This is a genomic window from Yersinia sp. 2545 StPb PI (assembly GCF_052217125.1).
Classification (GTDB): Bacteria; Pseudomonadota; Gammaproteobacteria; order Enterobacterales; family Enterobacteriaceae; genus Yersinia; species Yersinia enterocolitica_E.
In genome coordinates, this window is record NZ_JAZGPY010000001.1 from 3,942,541 (window position 1) to 3,964,198 (window position 21,658).

Below are 21,658 nucleotides of genomic sequence, written 5' to 3' on the forward strand. Positions count from 1 at the left end.
AATTGGAGTTACGGCAGCGCTGCCAGAGAACGAATCTCGATGAGCTGACCCAAGTCAGTGATTCGGGTGAGTTCACGCAGCTGACAACCCTGTAGCTTCAAGTACGAGGGGTATAAAACGAGTTATTGAGGTCTTGCAGAGGCGCAACCTGAATGATTCGTTTCTAGTCCTTGCGCTGTTGGAGCCGACGCAAAGATCGCTCACGGCGACTGTGCTCCCGACTAAGATCCAACAGAATTTCCTCGATAAACGCCAAGTGACGGTGTGAAGCTTCGCGGGCTTTCTCTGGCTCGCGTGCCACAATCGCCTCAAAAATCCCGGCGCGGTGACTGCTTACTGTTGCCAGCATTTCGCGGCGCGAGTAAAGCAATTCAAAGTTCTGTCTTACGTTTTGTTCCAGCATCGGCCCCATGCAACGCAGTAAATGCAGCAAAACCACATTATGCGCAGCCTCTGTGACAGCCACTTGATACTGCATAACGGCATCTGCCTCAGCATCTAAATCGCCGTTATCCTGCGCTTGCTGAATAACAGTATGGCATTCACGGATACGTTGCAGATCTTCATCAGTGCCGCGCAATGCTGCATAATAGGCAGCAACACCTTCGAGAGCATGACGGGTTTCTAACAGATCGAATTGTGATTCTGGATGGTCAGCCAGTAGCTCTGCCAGCGGATCGCTAAAGCTTTGCCACAGATTGGTTTGCACGAAAGTCCCGCCCCCCTGACGACGCAACAGCAGTCCCTTAGCTTCTAAGCGCTGAATTGCTTCTCGCAAAGAAGGTCGGGAAACATCAAATTGCTTCGCCAACTCGCGTTCAGGCAGTAATTTCTCCCCCGGACGCAGCGTCCCTTCCAAGATCAGGTATTCGAGCTGCTGCTCGATGACATCTGATAATTTGGGCTGACGTATTTTGTTGTAGGCCATAATTTGTTGTAAGTCGCGCTGTAAGCCGTATTGAGTGAATCGTCTCTGCGAGTAGCGCGGAGTCAATTGGTAATACCAATTTCAAAAACGTGACGATAAAGTAACAAAGTATTCACTAGCTGTCCATACGGACCTTGACCAAAATCATGAAACCCAGCACATTTTAACAACTTCACTGATAAAGCAATGCAAAGTGATAACGTAGCAGTGGTAATACCATTACCTGGCAGCCTCGGGTTTTAACTTTTATGAAACGGGTAATTAGGCAAGCTGAAGCGTTAAAGTGATTTTATTTGTGAATATAAATCCTGTAAATTTGAATTTACATTCAAACAAAAACAAGAAAAGTCTGTATCCCTCTGTCTCTCGCCTTAAAACTGGTATGACCATTATAAAAATGGCTTACTGGTGGCTTTTCAACCCAAAAAAGCACATTCCTGCTTTTCCTCAAAACAACAGCTTGATCACGCATCAACATTTTTCTTGCTGTTTTGGCTAAAACTTCACCGATTAAAATAAAAAGCAGATGCAATAATTCTCGCCTACCACTATTCTCTTTTAAACGGTAGCCTAAAGAGAAAATTCCCAGAAAAGTCACCGTAAACAAAATAATACAAATAATGTAATCAAAACCTTACGCATAGCAAGCGGCACCTATTTATACCCAATAGATTTCAAGTTGCGGGAAGGCGGTAAGAGATTATTCCAAGGATGGGCTGAGTAACGAGTACAGCCAATATATTTGCAGTTTGAAAGATGACGGGTTTGCCCGCTAAAAGTGACAACGACAGAGGATGCAACAATGAGTGTTCAACAGGAAGGTGCAGAGCTAAAGCGGGGGCTTAAAAACCGCCACATACAGCTTATTGCCTTAGGTGGCGCAATTGGTACCGGATTATTCCTTGGTATCGCGCAAACCATTCAAATGGCGGGGCCTTCAGTGCTACTGGGGTATGCAATCGGCGGCTTTATCGCGTTTCTGATTATGCGCCAGTTAGGAGAAATGGTAGTCGAAGAACCAGTCGCGGGTTCTTTTAGCCACTTTGCTTACAAATATTGGGGGAACTTTGCCGGTTTCGCTTCTGGTTGGAACTACTGGGTACTATATGTGTTAGTGGCGATGGCCGAACTGACCGCCGTAGGTATCTATGTACAATATTGGTGGCCGGAGATCCCAACATGGGTGTCAGCGGCAGTATTCTTCTTAGCTATCAATGCCATCAACCTGGCAAATGTCAAAGTGTATGGTGAAATGGAGTTTTGGTTCGCCATCATTAAAGTGGTCGCTATCATTGCAATGATTCTGTTCGGTGGATGGTTACTACTTAGCGGGCAAGGCGGCCCGGAAGCCACTGTGACTAACTTGTGGGCACAAGGCGGCTTCTTCCCTAACGGTGTCATGGGCTTGGTTATGGCAATGGCGGTGATCATGTTCTCCTTCGGTGGCCTTGAGTTAGTTGGGATTACCGCCGCAGAAGCCGAAAACCCAGCCCAAAGCATCCCCAAAGCAACCAATCAGGTTATCTACCGTATCTTGCTGTTCTATATTGGTTCTCTGGCAATCTTATTATCACTCTACCCGTGGGGAAAAGTGGTCGAAGGCGGTAGTCCATTTGTACTGATCTTCCATGCACTGAACAGCAATGTGGTCGCAACTGTATTGAATATCGTGGTACTGACAGCAGCATTGTCGGTCTATAACAGTTGTGTTTACTGTAACAGCCGCATGTTGTTTGGTTTAGCCAAACAAGGCAACGGCCCGAAAATGCTGCTAAAAGTCGATGGTCGCGGGGTACCTGTTATTGCTATCGCCGTCTCTGCATTTGCCACCGCTTTCTGCGTACTGATTAACTATCTGATCCCAGGCCGAGCCTTCGAATTACTGATGGCACTGGTAGTATCGGCGCTGGTGATCAACTGGGCGATGATTAGCCTTGCGCACCTTAAATTCCGTGCCGCTAAAAACCGCCAAGGTGTGATCCCACAGTTCAAAGCCTTCTGGTATCCGTTCAGCAACTACCTGTGCTTGCTGTTCCTCACCGGCATTTTGGTCATTATGTATCTGACACCGGGTATCCAGATTTCTGTGCTATTGATTCCAGCTTGGGTATTGCTACTGGCTATTGGCTACATCCTGAAAAATCGTAACCAACGCGCCAAATCCTGATAGCAGATTTCTCTCGGGAATCTGACGACATCATAGCTAATGGGTCAGCCACAGCGCTGACCCGTTTATTTTATTGTTTAACAAAACCGTGTTCGACTGACTCGCCATCTTCCATAACCCATTGATCCTATAGTGCTGTGCGTCCCAACAGTACAAACCAGATAATGAACAGTTTGATATTACTTATGTATTGAATTTATCACGTTTCCTTTTTTGCCGTCTGGTTCAGACTTTGATGGCGATGGTACATTTGTGCATCTCTATAACCATTAACTTCTGATATCTCCCCGATTGAACAGCAATTATCCATCTTCAATGACTGTTTTTGATCCAAAACGGAGAGAATATCCATGAATACAGAACTAATAGTGAAGGAAAAGATCAGATATGAGATGGGGATGAGGTATGCGGGCTAATTAATCATATTTCGTTAAGACCGCACTGGCCGAGCACAAACTCTCCGGCCAGTGCCATAAATCAGAAAACTAAACTAGTGCACCATAAATGGTCAGTAAAGCCACGACTACAATCACCGTTAGTGTCACTTTTCGTGCTAACGAGACCGCAGACCTTGGCGTCTGTACTGGGTCTAAATGAGGCTCACGAGCCAAAGAGTACTGCGCTAATTGGGTCAGAACCTGATACTGCTGAGTTCTGAAATCGCCTAATGAGGCAAACCAAGCTGGTAATGCTCTTTCGCCGTGCCCCAACAAGGCATATGCCACACCCACCAACCGCACAGGTATCCAGTCCAGCCAATGTAACAGACGATCAATACCAGATTGAGAACGCTGTAAAGGTGTATGGTGTCGGGCTAACCAGGTTTGATATCCGCGTAACATCGCATAGCCTGCTAGCGCTACGGGGCCATAGTTAACACATACAACAAACCAGAAGATAGGCGCTAAATAGTAACGGAAGTTTATCCACAACAAGGCATTTTGTAGGGATTGTAAGCGAGCTTTCTCTCCGCTATCCATGGGTAAACCATGGATTAATGCTAACTCTTCTGCCATTTTATCGGTGGCATGGGCATCATTTTGGCGGGCAGCTTTAAGGTAGGCTCGATAGTGTTTACGAATCCCCCCGGCACCAATGCATAGCAGGCAAATCAGAATCCAAATCAACAACAGGGGGAAACCAAACAAGATATTCTGCACTAACTGCAAAATCAGCCATACCAAGGCCATCCACACGGCAGTCAGCAAAATAGTTTGTGCCAACGAAAAACGGTGTAAACGCGTGAATACGACTTCAAGGCGGTGGTCTAACTGCCAATGTTCGCCGAGTTTAAACAAGCGCTCCCATGCTAGCACCAGCAACAGCGTAAACAGTGTCATTAGCTCTTATTCTCCCTTTGCACTTAACCAGCCCTGGAAACAGGGCATATGCCTCCCGGCATGTATAAACCACACTATAAAACCAGGCAACAAGCAGCTGAGCTGCTCGACAACAAACCTGCGGTGAAGACTGAATCACCAGCATCACGATGGCGATGTTAACTTCACTAAACTCTGCTGATACAAAGCCCAATCAAAAGCGGGGCCAGGGTCGGTTTTACGTTGTGGCGCAATGTCACTATGGCCCGTCACCCGATCAACAGTTATCGGATAATGAGCAAATAACAGCACACTTATCTCATTCAAACTCCGATATTGTGCGGGCGTAAACGGTAACACATCCGTTCCTTCCAGCTCGATCCCAATAGAAAAATCGTTACACCGCTCACGCCCGCCAAAGCTTGAGACTCCAGCATGCCAAGCGCGTTGATCAAACGGAACATATTGAATAATTTCACCATTACGACGAATCAGACAGTGGGCTGAAACTCGCAAGTGAACAATATCAGCAAAATAAGGATGTTCATCGGCATTTAGTGTGCCAGTGAAAAGCTGATCGATATATGGGCCACCAAATTCACCAGGGGGCAAACTGATATTATGAATTACCAGCAGCGAAGGTACCTCGCATTCTGGCCGTTGATCAAAATGGGGAGAAACGACCCGTTTAACCCCTAAAATCCAGCCATTTTCTAACTGCATTGTTTATCTAAGCCCCCTAATAGTACACTTCAACTGGCTCTTTTATGGCACTTCAGCCAGCAACAGAGTAGCATGTTTGAACTATTATCTATCCGCCATTTCGGAGTTTTATATGCCGACCCGCAGCTATAATGCCGACAGCCGCCGTGCCGAGCTATTGGAACGAATTCAATGTGATATCCCTTTCACTGTTGCCCAAGCTTTGAGCGAAGACCTGGGTGGTGAGGTTAATGCAGATCGCGACCTCACCGCACAATTACTCCCAGCAGATAAACAGGCTAATGCCACGATTATTACGCGCGAAGCTGGTATCTTTTGTGGTCAGCGCTGGCTAAATGAAGTGTTTATTCAACTTGGCGCCCAAGTGACAGTTGAATGGTTAGTCAACGATGGAGACAAGTTGATAGCTAATCAGACACTTTGCCATCTGACTGGCCCTGCCCGTATCCTACTTACCGGTGAACGCACCGCACTTAATTTCTTGCAAACCTTATCCGGTGTCGCTACCGAGGTCAGCCGTTATGTGGCGGAGCTCTCTGGGTTGCATACACAATTACTCGATACCAGGAAAACCTTGCCAGGGCTGCGTACCGCCTTAAAATATGCCGTCCTCTGCGGTGGCGGTAATAATCATCGACTCGGCTTATCTGATGCTTTCCTTATCAAGGAAAATCACATTATTGCTGCTGGCTCTATCAAAGAAGCGGTTGCTAAAGCATTTTGGATTCATTCCGATGTTCCCGTCGAAGTTGAAGTTGAATCCCTTGATGAATTGCAACAAGCATTAACCGCTGGTGCCGATATCATTATGTTGGATAATTTTACCATTCCAATGATGCGTGATGCTGTGCACATGCGTAATGAGTTGGCCAAGACCCAAGAGAGTGCTCAACTGGAAGTTTCTGGCAACGTTACGCTAGAAACACTGCGAAGCTATGCCGAAACCGGTATTGATTTCATCTCAGTCGGTGCACTAACAAAACACGTGACAGCTTTAGACCTGTCCATGCGATTTAAATAAGCCTACCAAATTATCTTCGGCCGATGATAGCCATTAGCAGACTCTAATTCTGTTTTTGCGAGCATCGCCGAAGTTATCTGTGACTTCACTGTAACAACCTAAATATTCGACAGCCTGCTTCGCAAATCAATGTAATGCCCCTGTTGCCATCAATTAAAAAGTTGCACCCTTCCCTTGTTTTCTCACACACAAGGAGAGTGACAAATGAATAAGCAACAGGGTTTTACCTTAATTGAATTAATGGTTGCCATCGCCATCATTGCTGTACTTAGCGGTATTGGTATTCCTTCCTATCAGCGCTATATCCAAAAAGCAGCCCTCACCGATATGTTACAAGCCATCGTGCCCTACAAAATGGCGGTAGAACTTTGTGCTCTGGAGCATGCCAAGTTCGATAGCTGTAATGCGGGCAATAACGGCGTACCGGCTGGGCAACCATCGCGTTATGTCAGTGCAACAACCATTGATCAAGGTGTGATTACACTTACGGGTCAACATACCCTTGCTGACCTGACTCTCTCGATGACCCCCACACTTAGTAGTAGTGGAAATATTGTCTGGACCAGAACATGTACCACCGTAGATAACAACCTTGCTGATAGCTGTAAGACCGTGTTCCGTTTCAATGATAAGGCCTAATCCAATGACTGAATTCATGGCACACCAACCCGAGCGAATCAGCGCTGAATTACACAAACTCTGTCGTCGTTATAGGGCAATAGCCTTAAAACTCGATGGCAAAAACCTCGCTATAGCGTCATCCAAACCAGTGAATGACGAATTATTAACTGCTCTGCGTTTTACCTGTGGTCGTAAAATTACCGTAGAATACTGGCCTGAGGCTAAGATTGAACAGTTATTAAACCTTGAGCCATCAGCAAAAGAGCACCTAAACCTAGAAGTAGAATCTACCGAAAATAGCCAAGGCGTATCGCGACAAGAGAGGAAACGACAAGGAGGAGGCTCAGCTTCTCTGCCACAACAGGATTTAGATGAGACGTTGCTGGATAATGAAAGTGATATTCCCGTTATTCAATTTATAACGCAAACACTCAGATTGGCGATTCAGAAACGTTCCTCAGATATCCATTTTGAACCTTATCAGCATCATTATCGTATTCGTTTAAGAATTGATGGTGTTTTACACGAATCCCCACCTCCAACAACTGAATTAACCAGCCGTATCAGCAGTTGCCTAAAAGTTATGGCTAAATTGAATATCGCGGAAAAACGGTTACCGCAGGATGGCCAGCTAGCTTTAGTGTTAAATGGCACCCGCTACTCCATAAGAATAGCCACCCTCCCCGTACAGTTCGGTGAAAAAGTGGTGCTGCGTATACTGAATATTCATCAACAACCAACGCTGGCCAGTCTGGGTCTGACAACCATGGCCCACCAACAACTCACGCGCGCATTATCTGCTCCGCAAGGTTTAGTTCTGGTGACTGGGCCTACCGGAAGTGGAAAAACTGTGACGCTCTATTGCAGTTTAGACCAACTCAATCAACCGCAAAGAAACATCTGTAGTGTTGAAGATCCTATAGAGATCCAGGTTGATGGCATAAATCAGACTCAGACTAACAATAGAATTGGATTGGATTTCTCTTGCGTATTACGCGCGATGCTACGCCAGGATCCTGATGTGATTATGCTCGGCGAGATTCGCGATAATGAAACTGCCGAGATAGCGGTTAAGGCCGCATTAACGGGGCATCTGGTACTTTCAACACTGCATACCAACTCAACATCTGAAACCCTAATACGCCTGACACAAATGGGAATAGAACGTCACTTAATTGCATCGAGCCTGACGTTAGTTATCGCCCAACGACTGGTTCGCAGGCTCTGCCTGCACTGTCGCCAGGCATCTCCCACTCTTTTTCAGGTTCCGGCAGGTGTTTGGGCGAGTCCATTGCAACATTATCTCGCCGTGGGCTGTGAACACTGTTGCGCAGGTTATTATGGTCGCACAGGTATTTACGAAATGTTAAGTGTCACCCCGCCAATCCAGCAAGCTTTGCTCAACAATGTCAGCCCGGCAAAGCTCACTCAGATTGCACAAGAGCAAGAACAAGTAACATTACTTTCTGCTGGTTTGGCATTAGTTGAAAGCGGTGTTACTACGCTTAGTGAAATTAATCGTGTTGTGGGAACTCTGAAAGAATTCGAGGTAATCCTGTGAGTCATCAACGTTTATTTTACTGGAAAGCCATTGATACTACAGGACAGTTACAGACTGGAGCACAATTGGCAACAGAGCGAAATATTGTTTATGAACAAATGTTCCGCCAAGGGTTACAACCATTAAACGTTAAGGGTGGTAAGCGATTATCAATGAGTTATTGGCAAGGTGAGCACCTGGTGGCTGTTACTCGCCAATTGGCGACACTACTGCAAGCCGGACTGCCTTTGGTTAATAGCCTGCAACTGCTAGCGAAAGAGATAGATGCATTACCGTGGCGCTGCTTATTGCAGGACATAAGCCAACTGGTTTCACAGGGCCAATCACTATCTGAAGCGATGGCGAGTTACCCACACACGTTCCCCCGATTATACCCCCCAGTGATTGCAATGGGGGAGCTGACAGGTAACCTTGAACAGTGCTGTATTCAGTTGGTACAGCACCAAGAACGGCAACAAAAATTACAAAAGAAAGTGATTAAGGCACTCAAATATCCAATATTTGTCTGCGTTATCGCGATGGTTGTTAGCCTCGTTATGCTGGTCATGGTGCTGCCTGAATTTGCACAAATCTATCAATCATTTGATACACCATTACCCACACTGACTGCCACGCTGCTGCTGATGTCAGTATTTCTTACTACTTACGGGCCATATATTGCGGTGTTATTAACATCAATATGTATAGGATACCTTTATGCGCGGCGGCGTCAGGCGCACGTGCAACAATGGGAGCAAACACTGTTATTACGTCTCCCACTCATCTCCACATTAATCCGAGGAAGTTGCCTTAGCCAAATTTTTCAAACATTAGCTATCACTCAACATGCCGGATTACCGCTAACTGCCGGATTGGATGCCGCACTCCTTTCCATCAATAACTGTACCTATCAGCAAGCATTAAAACATATTCAACAACAGATCAGCCAAGGTGAGCCTCTGCATATCGCTCTTGCACAACATCATCTATTCCCGCCGCTATGCCAACAAATGGTTCGGGTGGGTGAAGAATCTGGCGCGTTGGATGTGTTATTAGAAAAACTAGCAGGTTGGCATCGGCAAAAAACACAGGATTTAGCCGATAATCTCACACAAATGTTGGAACCACTGTTGATGTTGATTATTGGCAGCATCGTCGGGGTTCTAGTGATCGCAATGTATTTACCGATATTTCAACTAGGGGATGTTATTGGGTAATACGGGTATTAAGGGCGAAGTATCGTGGGGAAAGGGAGGTCGAAACAGGGCGTTAAATAACGCCCTGTTTCCATCCGTAATCAGTTACTGCCAAAAACGCGGTTTTCTTGCTCTGCAACTCGGATAAAGGTGGTGCGCTTGGTCAGTTCTTTTAAATGCGAAGCACCCACGTAGGTACAAGCAGAACGCAAGCCACCCATAATGTCGCGCACCGTGTTATCAACGGAACCGCGTAATGGCAGTTTAACTGTTTTACCTTCTGCGGCGCGATATTCAGCGACTCCGCCTACGTGGCGTTTCATAGCAGACTCTGAACTCATACCGTAGAACAGCATGAATTTCTCGCCATTTTCTTCCACCACGCGGCCTTCACACTCATCGTGCCCTGCTAGCATGCCACCCAGCATCACGAAATCAGCACCACCACCGAAAGCTTTAGCCACATCGCCCGGTGCAGAGCAGCCGCCATCACTGACAATCTGTCCACCCAAACCGTGGGCAGCATCGGCACACTCGATCACAGCAGATAGCTGTGGATAACCAACACCGGTCTTAACTCGCGTGGTACAAACAGAACCTGGACCAATACCCACTTTAACAATATCTGCACCAGAAAGGATAAGCTCTTCTACCATCTCACCAGTCACCACATTGCCAGCACAAATCACTTTGTCCGGGCAGGCTTCGCGAGCTTTTTGCAGGAAGGAAACAAAATGCTCAGAGTAGCCATTAGCTACATCGATACAGATGAATTTCAGTGCCGGTGATAATGCCAGAATTTGCTTCATTTTGTCGAAATCGGCAGAGGAAGTCCCTGTCGACACCATGACATGACGCAATACAGATTCAGGAACCCGTTTTACAAATTCAGCCCATTGTTCAACCGTGTAGTGCTTATGAACTGCGGTAAGCACATCAAATGATGCCAAAACTTCAGCCATGCGGAAGGTGCCAACAGTATCCATATTAGCAGCGATGATAGGTACACCAGACCAATTCCAACCTGAATGTTTGAAGGTAAACTGGCGCTCGAGCTCTACTTCAGAGCGGCTTTTCAGTGTGGAACGTTTAGGGCGGATTAACACATCTTTAAAACCTAATTTCAAACCTTCTTCAATACGCATGGCTTATTATTTCCTGGTTAGTGGCGATAGATCGCAAAAAGTGATCGGGCGTAAATCACGCCATCCCAGTGAAGCTATCATACGCATGAATAATTCTACGGCAAGACTGCGAATCCACCTTTATTTACGCTATAATCCCACAAATTACTTGGAGAATAGCAACCACTCTTTTATCTGCGCGCTCACTTCACTTATTTTTCCACGTAGCTCAAACAGAATGCATACCTTACTATCTCTTCCCACCTGCTTTCAGATACAATTCGACCACTCACTGACAGTATACAAGGCTAGGCAATGACCTATATTGTGGCTCTCACCGGCGGGATTGGCAGCGGCAAAAGTACCGTAGCAGATGCATTCGCCGATTTTGGGGTGCCCCTTGTTGATGCTGACATTATCGCTCGCCAGGTTGTTGAACTGGGTATGCCAGCATTGGCAGCTATCGCATCCCGCTATGGCGAAACTATTTTGCAAGCAGATGGTTCATTAAACCGAAGTGCATTACGCGCAAAAATTTTCAGTGAGCCGCAGGAAAAAGCATGGTTAAATTCACTGTTGCATCCACTTATTCAGCAAGAAACTGAGCACCAATTAGCGAATATTGATAAACCATATGCACTTTGGATTGTTCCTTTGTTGCTTGAAAATGGTTTACAGCACCGTGCTAATCGTGTGTTAGTGGTAGATGTAGCACCTGAAATACAACTCACGCGCACGATGGCAAGAGATGGTATTACCCGCCAACAGGCAGAACATATTTTAGCGTCACAGGTTTCGCGGCAACAACGGCTAGCCTGTGCCGATGATATTATTGACAATAGCGGCGATCCATCCATTATCGCCTCGCAAGTTGCTTCATTACACCAACAGTATTTAATATTGGCAGCCGCGGCCCAACAGGATCTACACCAATGAGTGACCTCACCTCAACAATACTTTTTGAACATCCGCTGAATGAAAAAATGCGTACCTGGCTGAGAATAGAATTTTTATTACAACAATTAGAAAGCCAACGTTCGTTAGATAATATTGCCACTGCATTAACATTTTTTCGCGCCGCATGCGATTTGATTGAAGTTTTGGATCGCGGCGAAGTCCGCACTGATTTGCTCAAAGAGCTTGAGCGCCAACAACAGAAGTTACAGCAATGGGCCGATATACCCGGTGTGGATATGTCGCGAGTGGACTCCTTGCGCAGTAAACTAAAAAGCCATGCCACAGTATTAATGTCCGCGCCACGTATCGGGCAATCATTAAAAGAAGACCGCTTAATCGCTGTCGTTCGCCAACGTCTTAGTATTCCCGGTGGCTACTGTAGCTTTGATTTACCCACGTTACATACCTGGCTACATCAACCACAGGAGCAGCGTGACCAACATATTGATAAATTGCTGGTAAGCTTAGCGCCACTCAATCAGTCTCTGACCATCATTTTAGATTTAATTCGCCAGTCGGGTCCGTTACGGGCACAAATCAGCTTGAATGGATTCTTTCAAGATAATGCCGAAGGTGCTGACCTACTCCGGCTGCGCTTGCCATTAGACCCACAACTATACCCACAAATTTCTGGTCATAAAACACGGTATGCTATTCGCTTTTTACCGCTCGACAGTGAAAATGGTACCGTTCCGGCCCGTTTATCGTTTGAATTAGCCTGCTGCTGATGTGGCAATCAATCAGTTGGTTTTTAAGGAGAGAATATGGACTTAGAAGAAATCGAAGTTAACTGCCCTACCTGTGGGAAAATCGTTATCTGGGGAGAGCAAAGCCCATATCGCCCTTTCTGCTGCAAACGCTGTCAACTGATCGACCTAGGCGAATGGGCTGACGAAGAAAAGCGTATTTCAAGCCATGGCGAGTTATCTGACAGTGATGAATGGAGTGAGGAAGAACCCCCAACGCATTGATGCGCATATCATTGGGGAGCAATCCTATTTTGCTCCCTTCCCATTATATTAATTACAATTTTATTAAGCGCAACACGGAGTTATCGGGTGAGTAATGCAATGATTGCGGCATTCGCTGGCGGAAACTCCTCGGCAACCAATTCGGATTGCCTTACCCAGCGAATGGGTTGCCCTTCGCGGCCAAAGGGCTCACCATCCCACGCTTCAACCATATAGAAACTTAATGTCACGATACGGTCGGTAAAAGTATGCTCCAAGACGTTGAGTAACACAGCCTCTTGTACCACGATCCCTACTTCTTCTGACAGCTCACGTTTTAAAGCAAGTTCCGCTGTTTCACCCTGCTCAACCTTACCACCGGGAAACTCCCAAAAACCTGCCATATGAGAATCAGCAGCGCGCTGAGTAATAAAAATCTCCTGCTGGGCGTTGCGGATAATCCCTACCGCTATCTGTAAATGTTTCAATTCTCTTTCTCCTGATCAGAGCATAAACAGTAAGTTATATGGCCTCTTGGTATCTGTCCTAAAAAGAACGACAAAATAAAGGGCGGTTTTTAAGCCGCCCTCATTTTCAGTATTACCAATGGCCTTAAGTATTACTGTAGGCTGCCGTGACACTGTTTGTATTTTTTGCCTGAACCACATGGGCACGGATCATTACGACCCACTTTACGCTCAAGGCTAGCGGCTACATTGACTTCATCCTTTGACATCAAGGCACTGTTGTCAGACTGATGGCTTAGTTGCTGCTGTTTCGCCAAACGCTCGGCTTCTTCACGACGTTGTACTTCCAGCGCTTCTACCTCTTCTGGCATCCGCACTTGTACTTTGCTCAGCACACTGATCACTTCATATTTTAGTGATTCCAACATGGCAGCGAACATGGCGAAAGATTCACGCTTATATTCCTGTTTAGGATCTTTTTGCGCATAACCACGTAGATGGATCCCCTGACGCAGATAATCCATTGCAGCCAAGTGTTCTTTCCACAAGGAGTCGAGCGTTTGTAGCATCACGCCTTTTTCGAAGTTACGCATCATATCGATGCCAACAACTTCTTCTTTGCGGTGATACACCTCAATTGCTTGTTGAAGAATACGCTCACGTAACGTTTCTTCATGCAGTTGTGGCTCATCTTGCAACCATTGTGCAATTGGCATATCCAAGTCGAAATCATTTTTCAGGCGCAGTTCAAGGCCTTCAACATCCCACATTTCTTCCAGTGACTGGGTAGGAATGTAGCTGTCGATAACTGTTTTGAATACATCTTCACGAATGCTGTTAATGGTTTCGCTAACATCAGATACGTCCAGCAGTTCATTACGCTGGCTATAGATGGCACGACGCTGATCACTGGCGACATCATCATATTCAAGCAATTGCTTACGAATATCGAAGTTACGACTTTCAACTTTACGCTGTGCGTTAGCAATGGCCTTCGTCACCCATGGATGTTCAATGGCTTCGCCCGGTTTCATACCCAATTTACGCATCATGCCAGACACACGGTCAGAGGCAAAAATACGCATCAAGGCATCTTCCATTGATAAGTAGAAGCGTGAAGAACCGGCATCACCCTGACGGCCCGCACGACCACGTAACTGGTTATCAATACGGCGTGACTCATGACGCTCGGTACCAATAATGTGTAAACCACCAGATGCCAGCACGGCATCATGGCGAATCTGCCAGGCGGCCTTAATGGCGGCAATTTGATCTTCGGTCGGATCTTCCAGCAAAGCAATCTCACTCTGCCAGCTCCCCCCCAACACGATATCGGTACCACGACCAGCCATGTTGGTAGCGATAGTTACCGCGCCTGGTTGACCCGCCTGAGAGACTATCTCTGCTTCCATGGCATGGAACTTGGCGTTCAGAACTTTGTGCTCAATGCCCGCTTTGGTCAATTCGGCAGATACCACTTCAGATTTCTCAATCGAGATAGTACCAACCAATACTGGCTGACCGTTCGCAGTACGCTCACGGATATCTTCGATAATCGCACCAATTTTTTCCTGTTCAGTCATATAGACCAAATCAGCTAAATCCTTACGAATCATTGGGCGGTTAGTGGGTACAACAATGGTATCGAGCTTGTAGATTGAGCTAAATTCAAACGCTTCGGTATCCGCCGTACCGGTCATCCCGGCCAGTTTTTCATAAAGACGGAAATAGTTCTGGAAGGTAATGGAAGCCAGTGTTTGGTTTTCGTTCTGGATTTCCACACCTTCTTTTGCTTCAACAGCCTGATGCAAGCCATCTGACCAACGGCGCCCTTGCATAGTACGGCCAGTGTGTTCGTCGACGATGATAACTTCACCATCTTTCACAATGTAGTCAACATCACGGGCAAACAGCACATGGGCGCGCAGCGCGGCCGTGACGTGGTGCATCAGCATAATGTTGGTTGGAGAGTACAGCGACTCGCCTTCTTCCATGATGCCCGCTTCCACTAACATTTGTTCAATCAGAATCAGGCCACGTTCAGTTAAGTGAACCTGACGTGATTTTTCATCGACCGAGAAGTGGCCTTCACCCTGGAAGGTGTCCGAGTCTTCTTTTTCCTGACGAATCAGTTTTGGAATAAGTTTGTTAACCCGAATATACATCTCGGAACTGTCTTCCGCCGGACCAGAGATAATCAGCGGGGTACGGGCCTCATCGATCAAGATGGAGTCAACCTCATCCACCAGCGCATAGTGCAATTTACGCTGCACACGCTCTTCCGGGCTGAAAGCCATGTTATCGCGCAGATAGTCAAAACCGTATTCGTTGTTAGTACCATAAGTGATGTCAGCAGCATAAGCGGCACGCTTGGCTGGTGCTGTCATATTCGGCAAGTTGATACCGACGCTTAGACCGAGGAACTCGAACAATGGGCGGTTATTTTCGGCGTCACGTTGAGCCAAATAGTCATTGACGGTAACCACGTGAACACCACGGCCACTCAACGCATTCAGGTAAGCTGGCAGCGTTGCAGTCAGCGTTTTACCTTCACCGGTACGCATTTCTGCGATGCAACGCTCATTCAATACCATACCGCCGAGCAACTGCACGTCGAAGTGACGCATACCAAACACTCGTTTACTTGATTCACGAACAACCGCAAAAGCTTCAGGGATCAAGGTTTCCAGCACCGCGCCTTTTGCCAGACGCTCGCGGAATTCATCTGTTTTGGCACGCAACTCAGCATCGGTCAGTTTTTCAATTTCTGGTTCCATACGGCTGATTTGATCAACCACTTTGCGCATACGGCGCAGAGTACGATCGTTACGGCTGCCAAAGACTTTGGTTAATAATTTGATTAGCATGATTCTTAATATCTCTTACAAGACCACCAAACCGGCGGCCAAAGGTTGTATAAAATTGAGGTAAACCAAGAGAATAATTAGCTTATACCCGTCATACTTCAAGCTGCATGTGCGTTGGCTACATTCAATCACCCGAATCACTTACTTATGTAAGCTCATCGAGATTAATGAGGTTCACCCTACGGGCTAGCATAAATGCTGTTCAAATCGGTTCCGGACCTATTTGTCTCTCGCTTGCCGCCTTCCTGCAACTCGAATTATTTAAGGTATAGGATAGGAGGCCCGGCACGGATGCCTTGCACTTGTGCAAGCCAGAGTCCAGGTTTGTGTAACGAAAGAACAGGCCGCTTAACTTGCTCGGTGTAACGAATGATAGCCGGTGGCTTAAACTCATGTGTCAACAGCGCATTGAGGGTATCCAACAGTGCAAGCTGCTGAATTTGTGATGGCTGAGCTTGCTCGACTGCTGTAACTTCTTGCACCCGCGCATAAGCGACCTGAGGTGCCAACGCAAATGAGAGGTGACGAATAACCGTGCGCAGTGCATGCTGTTGCCAGTAGTCTACGCTGAATGAAGGACGGCGATGCATATCATGCAACAATGCCAAACTGTTAAAGTTTGTCACACCGTAATTCTGACGGCTTTGGCTTGATGATGTATTCGGTATTGCAGTTTGATCTGGAACGCCAGACAGGTTTGATGGCACGCCAAGACTCGCCGCTACCATCCCTAACAAGAGATGCGGCCAGAAATAACGTCTACCAAATTGTCGCCAACGATTTAGAATACCGATCACAAGTTTAAAATCCGCCGGAGCCTTGTCAATGCGTGAAAACCGCCCACAATTATTAGATGTTCTGTTCGATGATGCCATTGCAGCAGAAAACGGACCGCTACATAACGTACAACAACGCGCTACTGCACTGTTAAAACTTAACCGTGCGGTAAAAGGATTGCTCCCTTCACAAATGCAGCCGTGGTGCCGTGTCGCTAACTATCGACAGAGTGTTTTAGTGCTAGAGACTGCGAACGCTAGCTGGTTAATGCGCTTACGTTATGAACAACCCGCTCTGCTCTCTGCACTACGAGCACAAATTCTACCATCATTGTCTTCAATCGACATCAGGATTAATCCGTCGTTAATGGCCAAGGGCCATAACATTACGCAAGATGTGGCAAAATCGGCGCAAGATCCTGAAAAATCGCCGCCATTACGTCATTTAAGTCTGGAAAGTGCTAAGGAATTAAGAGGATTAGCGAGCCGTAGCCCTGAAAAACTTAGGATAATATTGGAACGATTGGCTGCGTTGGCCGGAGAGAGTGCCAACGCAACCAAAAGTGATAAGTAGCTTTTCCCTTCACACTTGAACTTACAGCGATGTTAGCTGGCTGTAATGCCAATGAGTTTGGGTACAAAAGTACTTAGTAAGCTAATACTGTAGACGGAGCTTTAAATGCCAGTGGCATTTCGGCTTCGTCTTGGAACGTCACAAATTCCCAAGCTTCTTGCTTAGCTAAAACAGCCTGCAACAACTTGTTATTTAAGGCGTGACCCGATTTGAACGCAGTAAATGCGCCAATAATATTGTGGCCACACATAAACAGGTCGCCAATCGCGTCCAGCATTTTGTGACGAACAAACTCATCTTCAAAGCGTAAGCCATCTTCATTAAGCACGCGGTAATCATCTACCACAATGGCACAATCGAAACTACCGCCCAGGCACAAACCACGGGACTGTAAATATTCGATATCACGCATGAAACCAAAAGTACGCGCACGACTAATTTGACGGACGAATGAATCGGCCGAGAAATCCAGACGGTAACGCTGAGTACTTGAGTCAATCGCCGGGTGATTAAAATCAATGGTAAAATCTAAACGGAATCCATTGAATGGAGACAATTCAGCCCATTTATCACCGTCTTCAACCCGCACAGTCTCTTTCAGACGCAGGAATTTCTTCGCAGAGTTTAACTCTTCGATACCGGCATCCAGCAGCAAGTACACGAATGGACTGGCACTACCGTCCATAATCGGCACTTCGGGAGCGTTAACTTCAATAATAATGTTATCAATCCCTAACCCTGCCAAAGCAGCGTTGAGATGCTCAACAGTAGAAATACGCACGTCATGCTCATTGACCAGGCAAGTACAGAGCATGGTATCACGCACGGATTTTGCATCTGCCGGAAAATCAACCGGTGGATTCAAGTCAGTGCGACGATAGATGACCCCGGTATTAGCCGGCGCGGGTCGCATTGTCAGCGTGACTTTCTTACCGGTGTGCAAACCGACGCCAGTCGCCTGAACAATACGTTTTAAAGTCCTTTGTTTGATCATCGTTTTATCTCGCAATGTTATCCATCCTACCGACCAAGCTTATAACAAGATCGGTGGGACAGTTTAGCACAAAGAGCGGAGATTCCAAATATTCGAAAATTAATCGGCTTGCTTACGCAAAAATGCCGGGATATCCAAATAATCGGGCTCTTTATTGGTTTGAGCAGTCGGGTCATTGACCACTTTAGCCGCAGGTTTAACTTCCTGAGGTAAAGGTGACATGCCATGCTGCTGGTAACGATGGTCCATCACAGGCTGAGTCTGCTTGTTGGTAACCAGCGTAATTTCTGGGCGTTTATCCATGCCGATACCGGTCGCAACAACAGTTACGCGCAGTTCGTCGTTCATTTCCGGGTCTAACGATGTACCGATAACAACGGTGGCATTGTCGGACGCGAATGCACGGATAGTATTACCCACAGTTTCGAACTCATCCAAACGTAAATCGAAACCAGCAGTGATGTTAACCAACACACCACGAGCACCAGACAGGTCGATATCTTCCAACAACGGGCTGGAGATAGCCATTTCTGCTGCTTCTTCTGCACGATCTTCACCACAAGCCACACCGGAGCCCATCATGGCATAACCCATTTCGGACATCACTGTGCGCACGTCGGCAAAGTCAACGTTCATCAGGCCTGGGCGGGTAATCAATTCGGCGATCCCCTGAACAGCACCTTTTAATACGTCGTTCGCTGCACCGAATGCATCCAGTAAAGAGATGCCACGCCCCAGAACTTTCAATAATTTGTCATTCGGGATAGTGATCAGTGAGTCCACATGCTTGGACAACTCAGCAATACCCTGCTCAGCAAATGCCATGCGTTTCTTGCCTTCGAAGTTGAAAGGCTTGGTAACCACGGCGACTGTCAGAATACCCAGTTCTTTTGCCACTTCGGCAACAACAGGAGCAGCACCAGTACCGGTACCACCACCCATACCTGCGGCGATAAAGACCATGTCCGCGCCTTCAAGAGCTGCACGCAGAGCTTCACGGTCTTCTTCGGCTGAATTACGACCCACTTCTGGGTTCGCGCCAGCACCCAACCCTTTGGTAATACCGCTACCAATTTGGATGGTTTGGCCAACAGCCGTCTTACGTAGCGCCTGAGCGTCTGTATTAACGGCGAAGAATTCAACACCTTCGATGCGCTCGCGCACCATGTGTTCGACGGCATTACCACCGCCACCACCGACGCCGATGACTTTAATCACCGCGTCATTGGTTAGTTCCATAGGTTCAAACATAGTTTCTCTCCGTTTTGTGCCTGTCGCTTCGAGATCAAAAAATATGTTCAGCATGATCTCTTTGTTGAAACATTAAAACTCTTTTCTCAGCCAGCTATTGATACGTTTAAACCAATTGCCCACTGAGGCACGTTTTTCTACTTCTGACTCACCACTGAGATGAGATTCTTTACCGTAATGCAATAACCCAACAGCAGTGGAGTAATAAGGTTCCTGTGCATAATCCGTCAGCCCGGTGATATTGAGCGGTTGACCGATACGAACCTGGGCATGGAACACCCGTTGTGCGCATTCAGCCAGCCCATCAATTTGTGCAGCACCGCCAGTCAGCACGATACCGGCTGCCAGATGATGCTTCACGCCTTGCTGACGCAACTGCTCCTGCAATTGTAAAATCTCGTCATTAACTAAATTCAGCAACTCGGTGTAGCGTGGTTCTATAACCTCAGCGAGTGTCTGTCTTTGCAGACTACGGGGAGGGCGTCCGCCAACACTTGGCACTTCTACACTTTCGTCCTTGCTGACTATCGACCCGAGCGCACAGCCGTGCCGAACTTTAATCGCTTCCGCATCTGTAGGCGGCGTACCAAAAGCATAAGCTATGTCGCTGGTGACCACATTCCCGGCGTAAGGGATAACTTTGGTGTGCCGTAACGCGCCACCGGTATAAACCGCCATATCCATGGTGCCACCGCCGATATCAACGACACAGACCCCCAGCTCACGCTCATCTTCAGTCAATACTGCATAACTTGCTGCCAAACCGGCGAAAATCAGTTGGTCCACTTTCAGACCACAACGCTCCACCGCTTTAACAATATTCTTCGCCATATCGTTATGGCAGGTAATCAGGTGCACTTTAGCCTGCATCCGCACGCCAGACAGACCAACAGGGTTTTTGATGCCTTCCTGATAATCGATGGCATATTCCTGTGGAATAACGTGCAGGATACGATGCTCATCACGCACACGCACCGACTTCGCGGTATGCACTACGTTCTCTACATCTTCCTGAGTTACTTCTTCTTCTGAAATAGGAACCATCCCTATTTCATTCTGACAACTGATATGTTTACCCGATAAAGCCAAATAAACAGATGAAATTTGGCAATCCGCCATTAACTCCGCCTGATCGATAGCGCGCTGCACGCATTTCACTACCGATTCAAGATCATTAACTCCACCCTTATCCATGCCACGGGATGGGCAACTGCCGACCCCAATAATATTGACCATGCCATCGGGCAGAACTTCCCCTACCAATGCGGAGACCTTTGCCGTGCCGATCTCAAGACCTACTACCAGTTTTCTGTCCGTCGACTTGATCATTGTTGTTTTGCCTGTGCCTGATTCTGTTGCGGATTACTGTTCTGCTGGCCATTTATTGGTGGCTCACCACCCTGACTGCCGATAAATACCGGAGCCCAACCTATTGCAGCCCCTGTCTCATATCGCAAATCAACATAACTGACTCGTTTATCTGGCTGCTGTTGCAACATCGGATATAACTCGATGAAACGTTGCAAACGCCCCATCCGGTCATCCCGTCCCAGCTCCAGCCGAACATCATTATCTAAGGCCAACTGCCAAGAATGCCTGGCGCTCATCGCCACCATCTTTAGCTGATATTTATTGGCCGCTAACACCTTATTTATTGCCCGGTAGCCTTCCAGGACATCCTGTTCACTGCCTTCCGGACCATACAGTAATGGCAATTTCTGTGTGCCGACCCGCTCGGACGGCACACTAAATGACCGCCCTTGCTCATCAACCATATGCAAATCATTCCAGCGAGCAAAAGGCACATACTCCACCAGATGGATTTTCAGCTCATCCGGCCACTGTTTACGCACACTGGCCTGCTGAATCCAAGGCAACCTTTCAATCTGCTGCTGGATGATGTTCACATCCTGCGTCATAAAGGTACCCGGTGCGCCTAATGCCAGAATTGCCTGGCGAATATCATCATTGGTGGTGTAATGGCGCTCACCGGTCACCACCAGTTTTGACAGTGGCAGTCGGCTGGCATCTTTCATCCACCCCACTACGACCCACCCACCCCAGAGCATGGTACCCAGAACCATTAGCAGGAAAATCAGACCTGCTAGTTGGCCTCCGTTACTGCGTCGGGCCACGCTGTTTTCAGCCGCACGTTCACGCGCATTCAGGGCAGCTTGCGACAT

Annotated in this window: 20 protein-coding genes; 9 read left to right on the forward strand and 11 right to left on the reverse strand. The window is 47.2% G+C overall.

Going from position 1 to position 21,658, the window contains the following annotated elements:
- Positions 1–163: 163 nt before the first annotated feature.
- Entirely contained in the window at positions 164–928 is a 765-nt protein-coding gene (pdhR, locus tag V1955_RS18400) for a pyruvate dehydrogenase complex transcriptional repressor PdhR (protein ID WP_049613280.1), read from the reverse strand.
- Between the two features lie 802 nt (positions 929–1,730).
- Between pdhR and V1955_RS18405 the strand changes: the two genes are divergently transcribed.
- Entirely contained in the window at positions 1,731–3,095 is a 1,365-nt protein-coding gene (locus V1955_RS18405; protein WP_083160490.1) for an amino acid permease, read from the forward strand.
- Positions 3,096–3,580: 485 nt separating this feature from the next.
- On the opposite strand, the gene ampE is transcribed toward V1955_RS18405, so the two are convergent.
- Positions 3,581–4,435 carry a beta-lactamase regulator AmpE gene (ampE, locus tag V1955_RS18410; protein ID WP_083160492.1) on the reverse strand — a complete coding sequence of 285 codons (855 nt, stop codon included), beginning with the start codon at positions 4,433–4,435 and terminating at the stop codon, positions 3,581–3,583.
- Between the two features lie 144 nt (positions 4,436–4,579).
- Entirely contained in the window at positions 4,580–5,137 is a 558-nt protein-coding gene (gene ampD / locus V1955_RS18415) for a 1,6-anhydro-N-acetylmuramyl-L-alanine amidase AmpD (protein WP_083160494.1), read from the reverse strand.
- Between the two features lie 112 nt (positions 5,138–5,249).
- On the opposite strand from ampD, the gene nadC reads away from it, so the two are divergent.
- The 4 genes from nadC to hofC all read left to right on the forward strand — a co-directional run bounded on the left by nadC (position 5,250) and on the right by hofC (position 9,536).
- Positions 5,250–6,158 (forward strand): carboxylating nicotinate-nucleotide diphosphorylase, encoded by a 909-nt coding sequence (gene nadC, locus V1955_RS18420; RefSeq protein WP_083160496.1) that lies wholly within the window; start codon positions 5,250–5,252, stop codon positions 6,156–6,158.
- 204 nt (positions 6,159–6,362) lie between these two features.
- The gene (gene ppdD, locus V1955_RS18425) at positions 6,363–6,797 is read left to right on the forward strand and encodes a prepilin peptidase-dependent pilin (RefSeq protein ID WP_083160498.1); all 435 of its coding nucleotides are present in this window, start codon (positions 6,363–6,365) and stop codon (positions 6,795–6,797) included.
- Positions 6,798–6,801: 4 nt separating this feature from the next.
- Positions 6,802–8,340, forward strand: a complete 1,539-nt coding sequence (gene gspE / locus V1955_RS18430) for a type II secretion system protein GspE (protein WP_372568677.1) — start codon at positions 6,802–6,804, stop codon at positions 8,338–8,340.
- Positions 8,337–9,536, forward strand: a complete 1,200-nt coding sequence (gene hofC, locus V1955_RS18435; RefSeq protein WP_083160500.1) for a protein transport protein HofC — start codon at positions 8,337–8,339, stop codon at positions 9,534–9,536. The genes gspE and hofC overlap by 4 nt, the downstream gene beginning before the upstream one ends.
- Positions 9,537–9,616: 80 nt before the next feature.
- On the opposite strand, the gene V1955_RS18440 is transcribed toward hofC, so the two are convergent.
- Positions 9,617–10,660, reverse strand: a complete 1,044-nt coding sequence (locus tag V1955_RS18440; protein WP_083160502.1) for a GMP reductase — start codon at positions 10,658–10,660, stop codon at positions 9,617–9,619.
- 294 nt (positions 10,661–10,954) lie between these two features.
- On the opposite strand from V1955_RS18440, the gene coaE reads away from it, so the two are divergent.
- Genes coaE through yacG form a run of 3 tightly spaced genes read left to right on the forward strand, consistent with a single transcriptional unit; the run spans position 10,955 to position 12,567 of the window.
- Positions 10,955–11,575 (forward strand): dephospho-CoA kinase, encoded by a 621-nt coding sequence (gene coaE / locus V1955_RS18445; protein ID WP_083160504.1) that lies wholly within the window; start codon positions 10,955–10,957, stop codon positions 11,573–11,575.
- Positions 11,572–12,324, forward strand: coding sequence for a cell division protein ZapD (gene zapD / locus V1955_RS18450; protein WP_083160506.1), 753 nt, complete (start codon positions 11,572–11,574; stop codon positions 12,322–12,324). Before coaE ends, zapD begins: the two co-directional genes overlap by 4 nt.
- Before the next feature lie 36 nt (positions 12,325–12,360).
- Positions 12,361–12,567, forward strand: a complete 207-nt coding sequence (gene yacG, locus V1955_RS18455; protein ID WP_050086102.1) for a DNA gyrase inhibitor YacG — start codon at positions 12,361–12,363, stop codon at positions 12,565–12,567.
- Between the two features lie 80 nt (positions 12,568–12,647).
- On the opposite strand, the gene mutT is transcribed toward yacG, so the two are convergent.
- The 3 genes from mutT to secM form a co-directional block, all read right to left on the reverse strand.
- Entirely contained in the window at positions 12,648–13,034 is a 387-nt protein-coding gene (gene mutT / locus V1955_RS18460) for an 8-oxo-dGTP diphosphatase MutT (protein ID WP_050132916.1), read from the reverse strand.
- Between the two features lie 131 nt (positions 13,035–13,165).
- Positions 13,166–15,880 (reverse strand): preprotein translocase subunit SecA, encoded by a 2,715-nt coding sequence (gene secA, locus V1955_RS18465; RefSeq protein WP_083160511.1) that lies wholly within the window; start codon positions 15,878–15,880, stop codon positions 13,166–13,168.
- Between the two features lie 257 nt (positions 15,881–16,137).
- Positions 16,138–16,677 carry a secA translation cis-regulator SecM gene (secM, locus tag V1955_RS18470; protein WP_083160513.1) on the reverse strand — a complete coding sequence of 180 codons (540 nt, stop codon included), beginning with the start codon at positions 16,675–16,677 and terminating at the stop codon, positions 16,138–16,140.
- 28 nt (positions 16,678–16,705) lie between these two features.
- Here secM and V1955_RS18475 point away from each other — a divergent pair, with 28 nt between their 5' ends.
- On the forward strand, positions 16,706–17,230 hold the full coding sequence (locus V1955_RS18475) for a DUF721 domain-containing protein (protein WP_193784725.1): 525 nt from the start codon (positions 16,706–16,708) through the stop codon (positions 17,228–17,230).
- 73 nt (positions 17,231–17,303) lie between these two features.
- Here V1955_RS18475 and lpxC read toward each other — a convergent pair whose 3' ends face one another.
- The 4 genes from lpxC to ftsQ all read right to left on the reverse strand — a co-directional run bounded on the left by lpxC (position 17,304) and on the right by ftsQ (position 21,658).
- A complete protein-coding gene (lpxC, locus tag V1955_RS18480; protein WP_005181431.1) occupies positions 17,304–18,224 on the reverse strand; it encodes a UDP-3-O-acyl-N-acetylglucosamine deacetylase in 921 nt (306 codons plus the stop codon).
- A gap of 99 nt (positions 18,225–18,323) precedes the next feature.
- Positions 18,324–19,475, reverse strand: a complete 1,152-nt coding sequence (gene ftsZ / locus V1955_RS18485) for a cell division protein FtsZ (protein WP_004389003.1) — start codon at positions 19,473–19,475, stop codon at positions 18,324–18,326.
- A gap of 72 nt (positions 19,476–19,547) precedes the next feature.
- Positions 19,548–20,804, reverse strand: coding sequence for a cell division protein FtsA (gene ftsA, locus V1955_RS18490; RefSeq protein WP_002210431.1), 1,257 nt, complete (start codon positions 20,802–20,804; stop codon positions 19,548–19,550).
- On the reverse strand, positions 20,801–21,658 hold the full coding sequence (ftsQ, locus tag V1955_RS18495; RefSeq protein ID WP_083160517.1) for a cell division protein FtsQ: 858 nt from the start codon (positions 21,656–21,658) through the stop codon (positions 20,801–20,803). Before ftsQ ends, ftsA begins: the two co-directional genes overlap by 4 nt.

Coding starts and splice junctions, on each gene's coding strand:
- ppdD (WP_083160498.1), top strand. CDS start 6,363: ATGAATAAGCAACAGGGTTTTACCTTAATTGAATTAATGGTTGCCATC.
- zapD (WP_083160506.1), top strand. CDS start 11,572: ATGAGTGACCTCACCTCAACAATACTTTTTGAACATCCGCTGAATGAA.
- V1955_RS18475 (WP_193784725.1), top strand. CDS start 16,706: ATGCGTGAAAACCGCCCACAATTATTAGATGTTCTGTTCGATGATGCC.
- ampD (WP_083160494.1), bottom strand. CDS start 5,137: ATGCAGTTAGAAAATGGCTGGATTTTAGGGGTTAAACGGGTCGTTTCT.
- gspE (WP_372568677.1), top strand. CDS start 6,802: ATGACTGAATTCATGGCACACCAACCCGAGCGAATCAGCGCTGAATTA.
- lpxC (WP_005181431.1), bottom strand. CDS start 18,224: ATGATCAAACAAAGGACTTTAAAACGTATTGTTCAGGCGACTGGCGTC.
- pdhR (WP_049613280.1), bottom strand. CDS start 928: ATGGCCTACAACAAAATACGTCAGCCCAAATTATCAGATGTCATCGAG.
- coaE (WP_083160504.1), top strand. CDS start 10,955: ATGACCTATATTGTGGCTCTCACCGGCGGGATTGGCAGCGGCAAAAGT.
- V1955_RS18440 (WP_083160502.1), bottom strand. CDS start 10,660: ATGCGTATTGAAGAAGGTTTGAAATTAGGTTTTAAAGATGTGTTAATC.
- V1955_RS18405 (WP_083160490.1), top strand. CDS start 1,731: ATGAGTGTTCAACAGGAAGGTGCAGAGCTAAAGCGGGGGCTTAAAAAC.
- ftsA (WP_002210431.1), bottom strand. CDS start 20,804: ATGATCAAGTCGACGGACAGAAAACTGGTAGTAGGTCTTGAGATCGGC.
- yacG (WP_050086102.1), top strand. CDS start 12,361: ATGGACTTAGAAGAAATCGAAGTTAACTGCCCTACCTGTGGGAAAATC.
- ftsZ (WP_004389003.1), bottom strand. CDS start 19,475: ATGTTTGAACCTATGGAACTAACCAATGACGCGGTGATTAAAGTCATC.
- secA (WP_083160511.1), bottom strand. CDS start 15,880: ATGCTAATCAAATTATTAACCAAAGTCTTTGGCAGCCGTAACGATCGT.
- ftsQ (WP_083160517.1), bottom strand. CDS start 21,658: ATGTCGCAAGCTGCCCTGAATGCGCGTGAACGTGCGGCTGAAAACAGC.
- ampE (WP_083160492.1), bottom strand. CDS start 4,435: ATGACACTGTTTACGCTGTTGCTGGTGCTAGCATGGGAGCGCTTGTTT.
- nadC (WP_083160496.1), top strand. CDS start 5,250: ATGCCGACCCGCAGCTATAATGCCGACAGCCGCCGTGCCGAGCTATTG.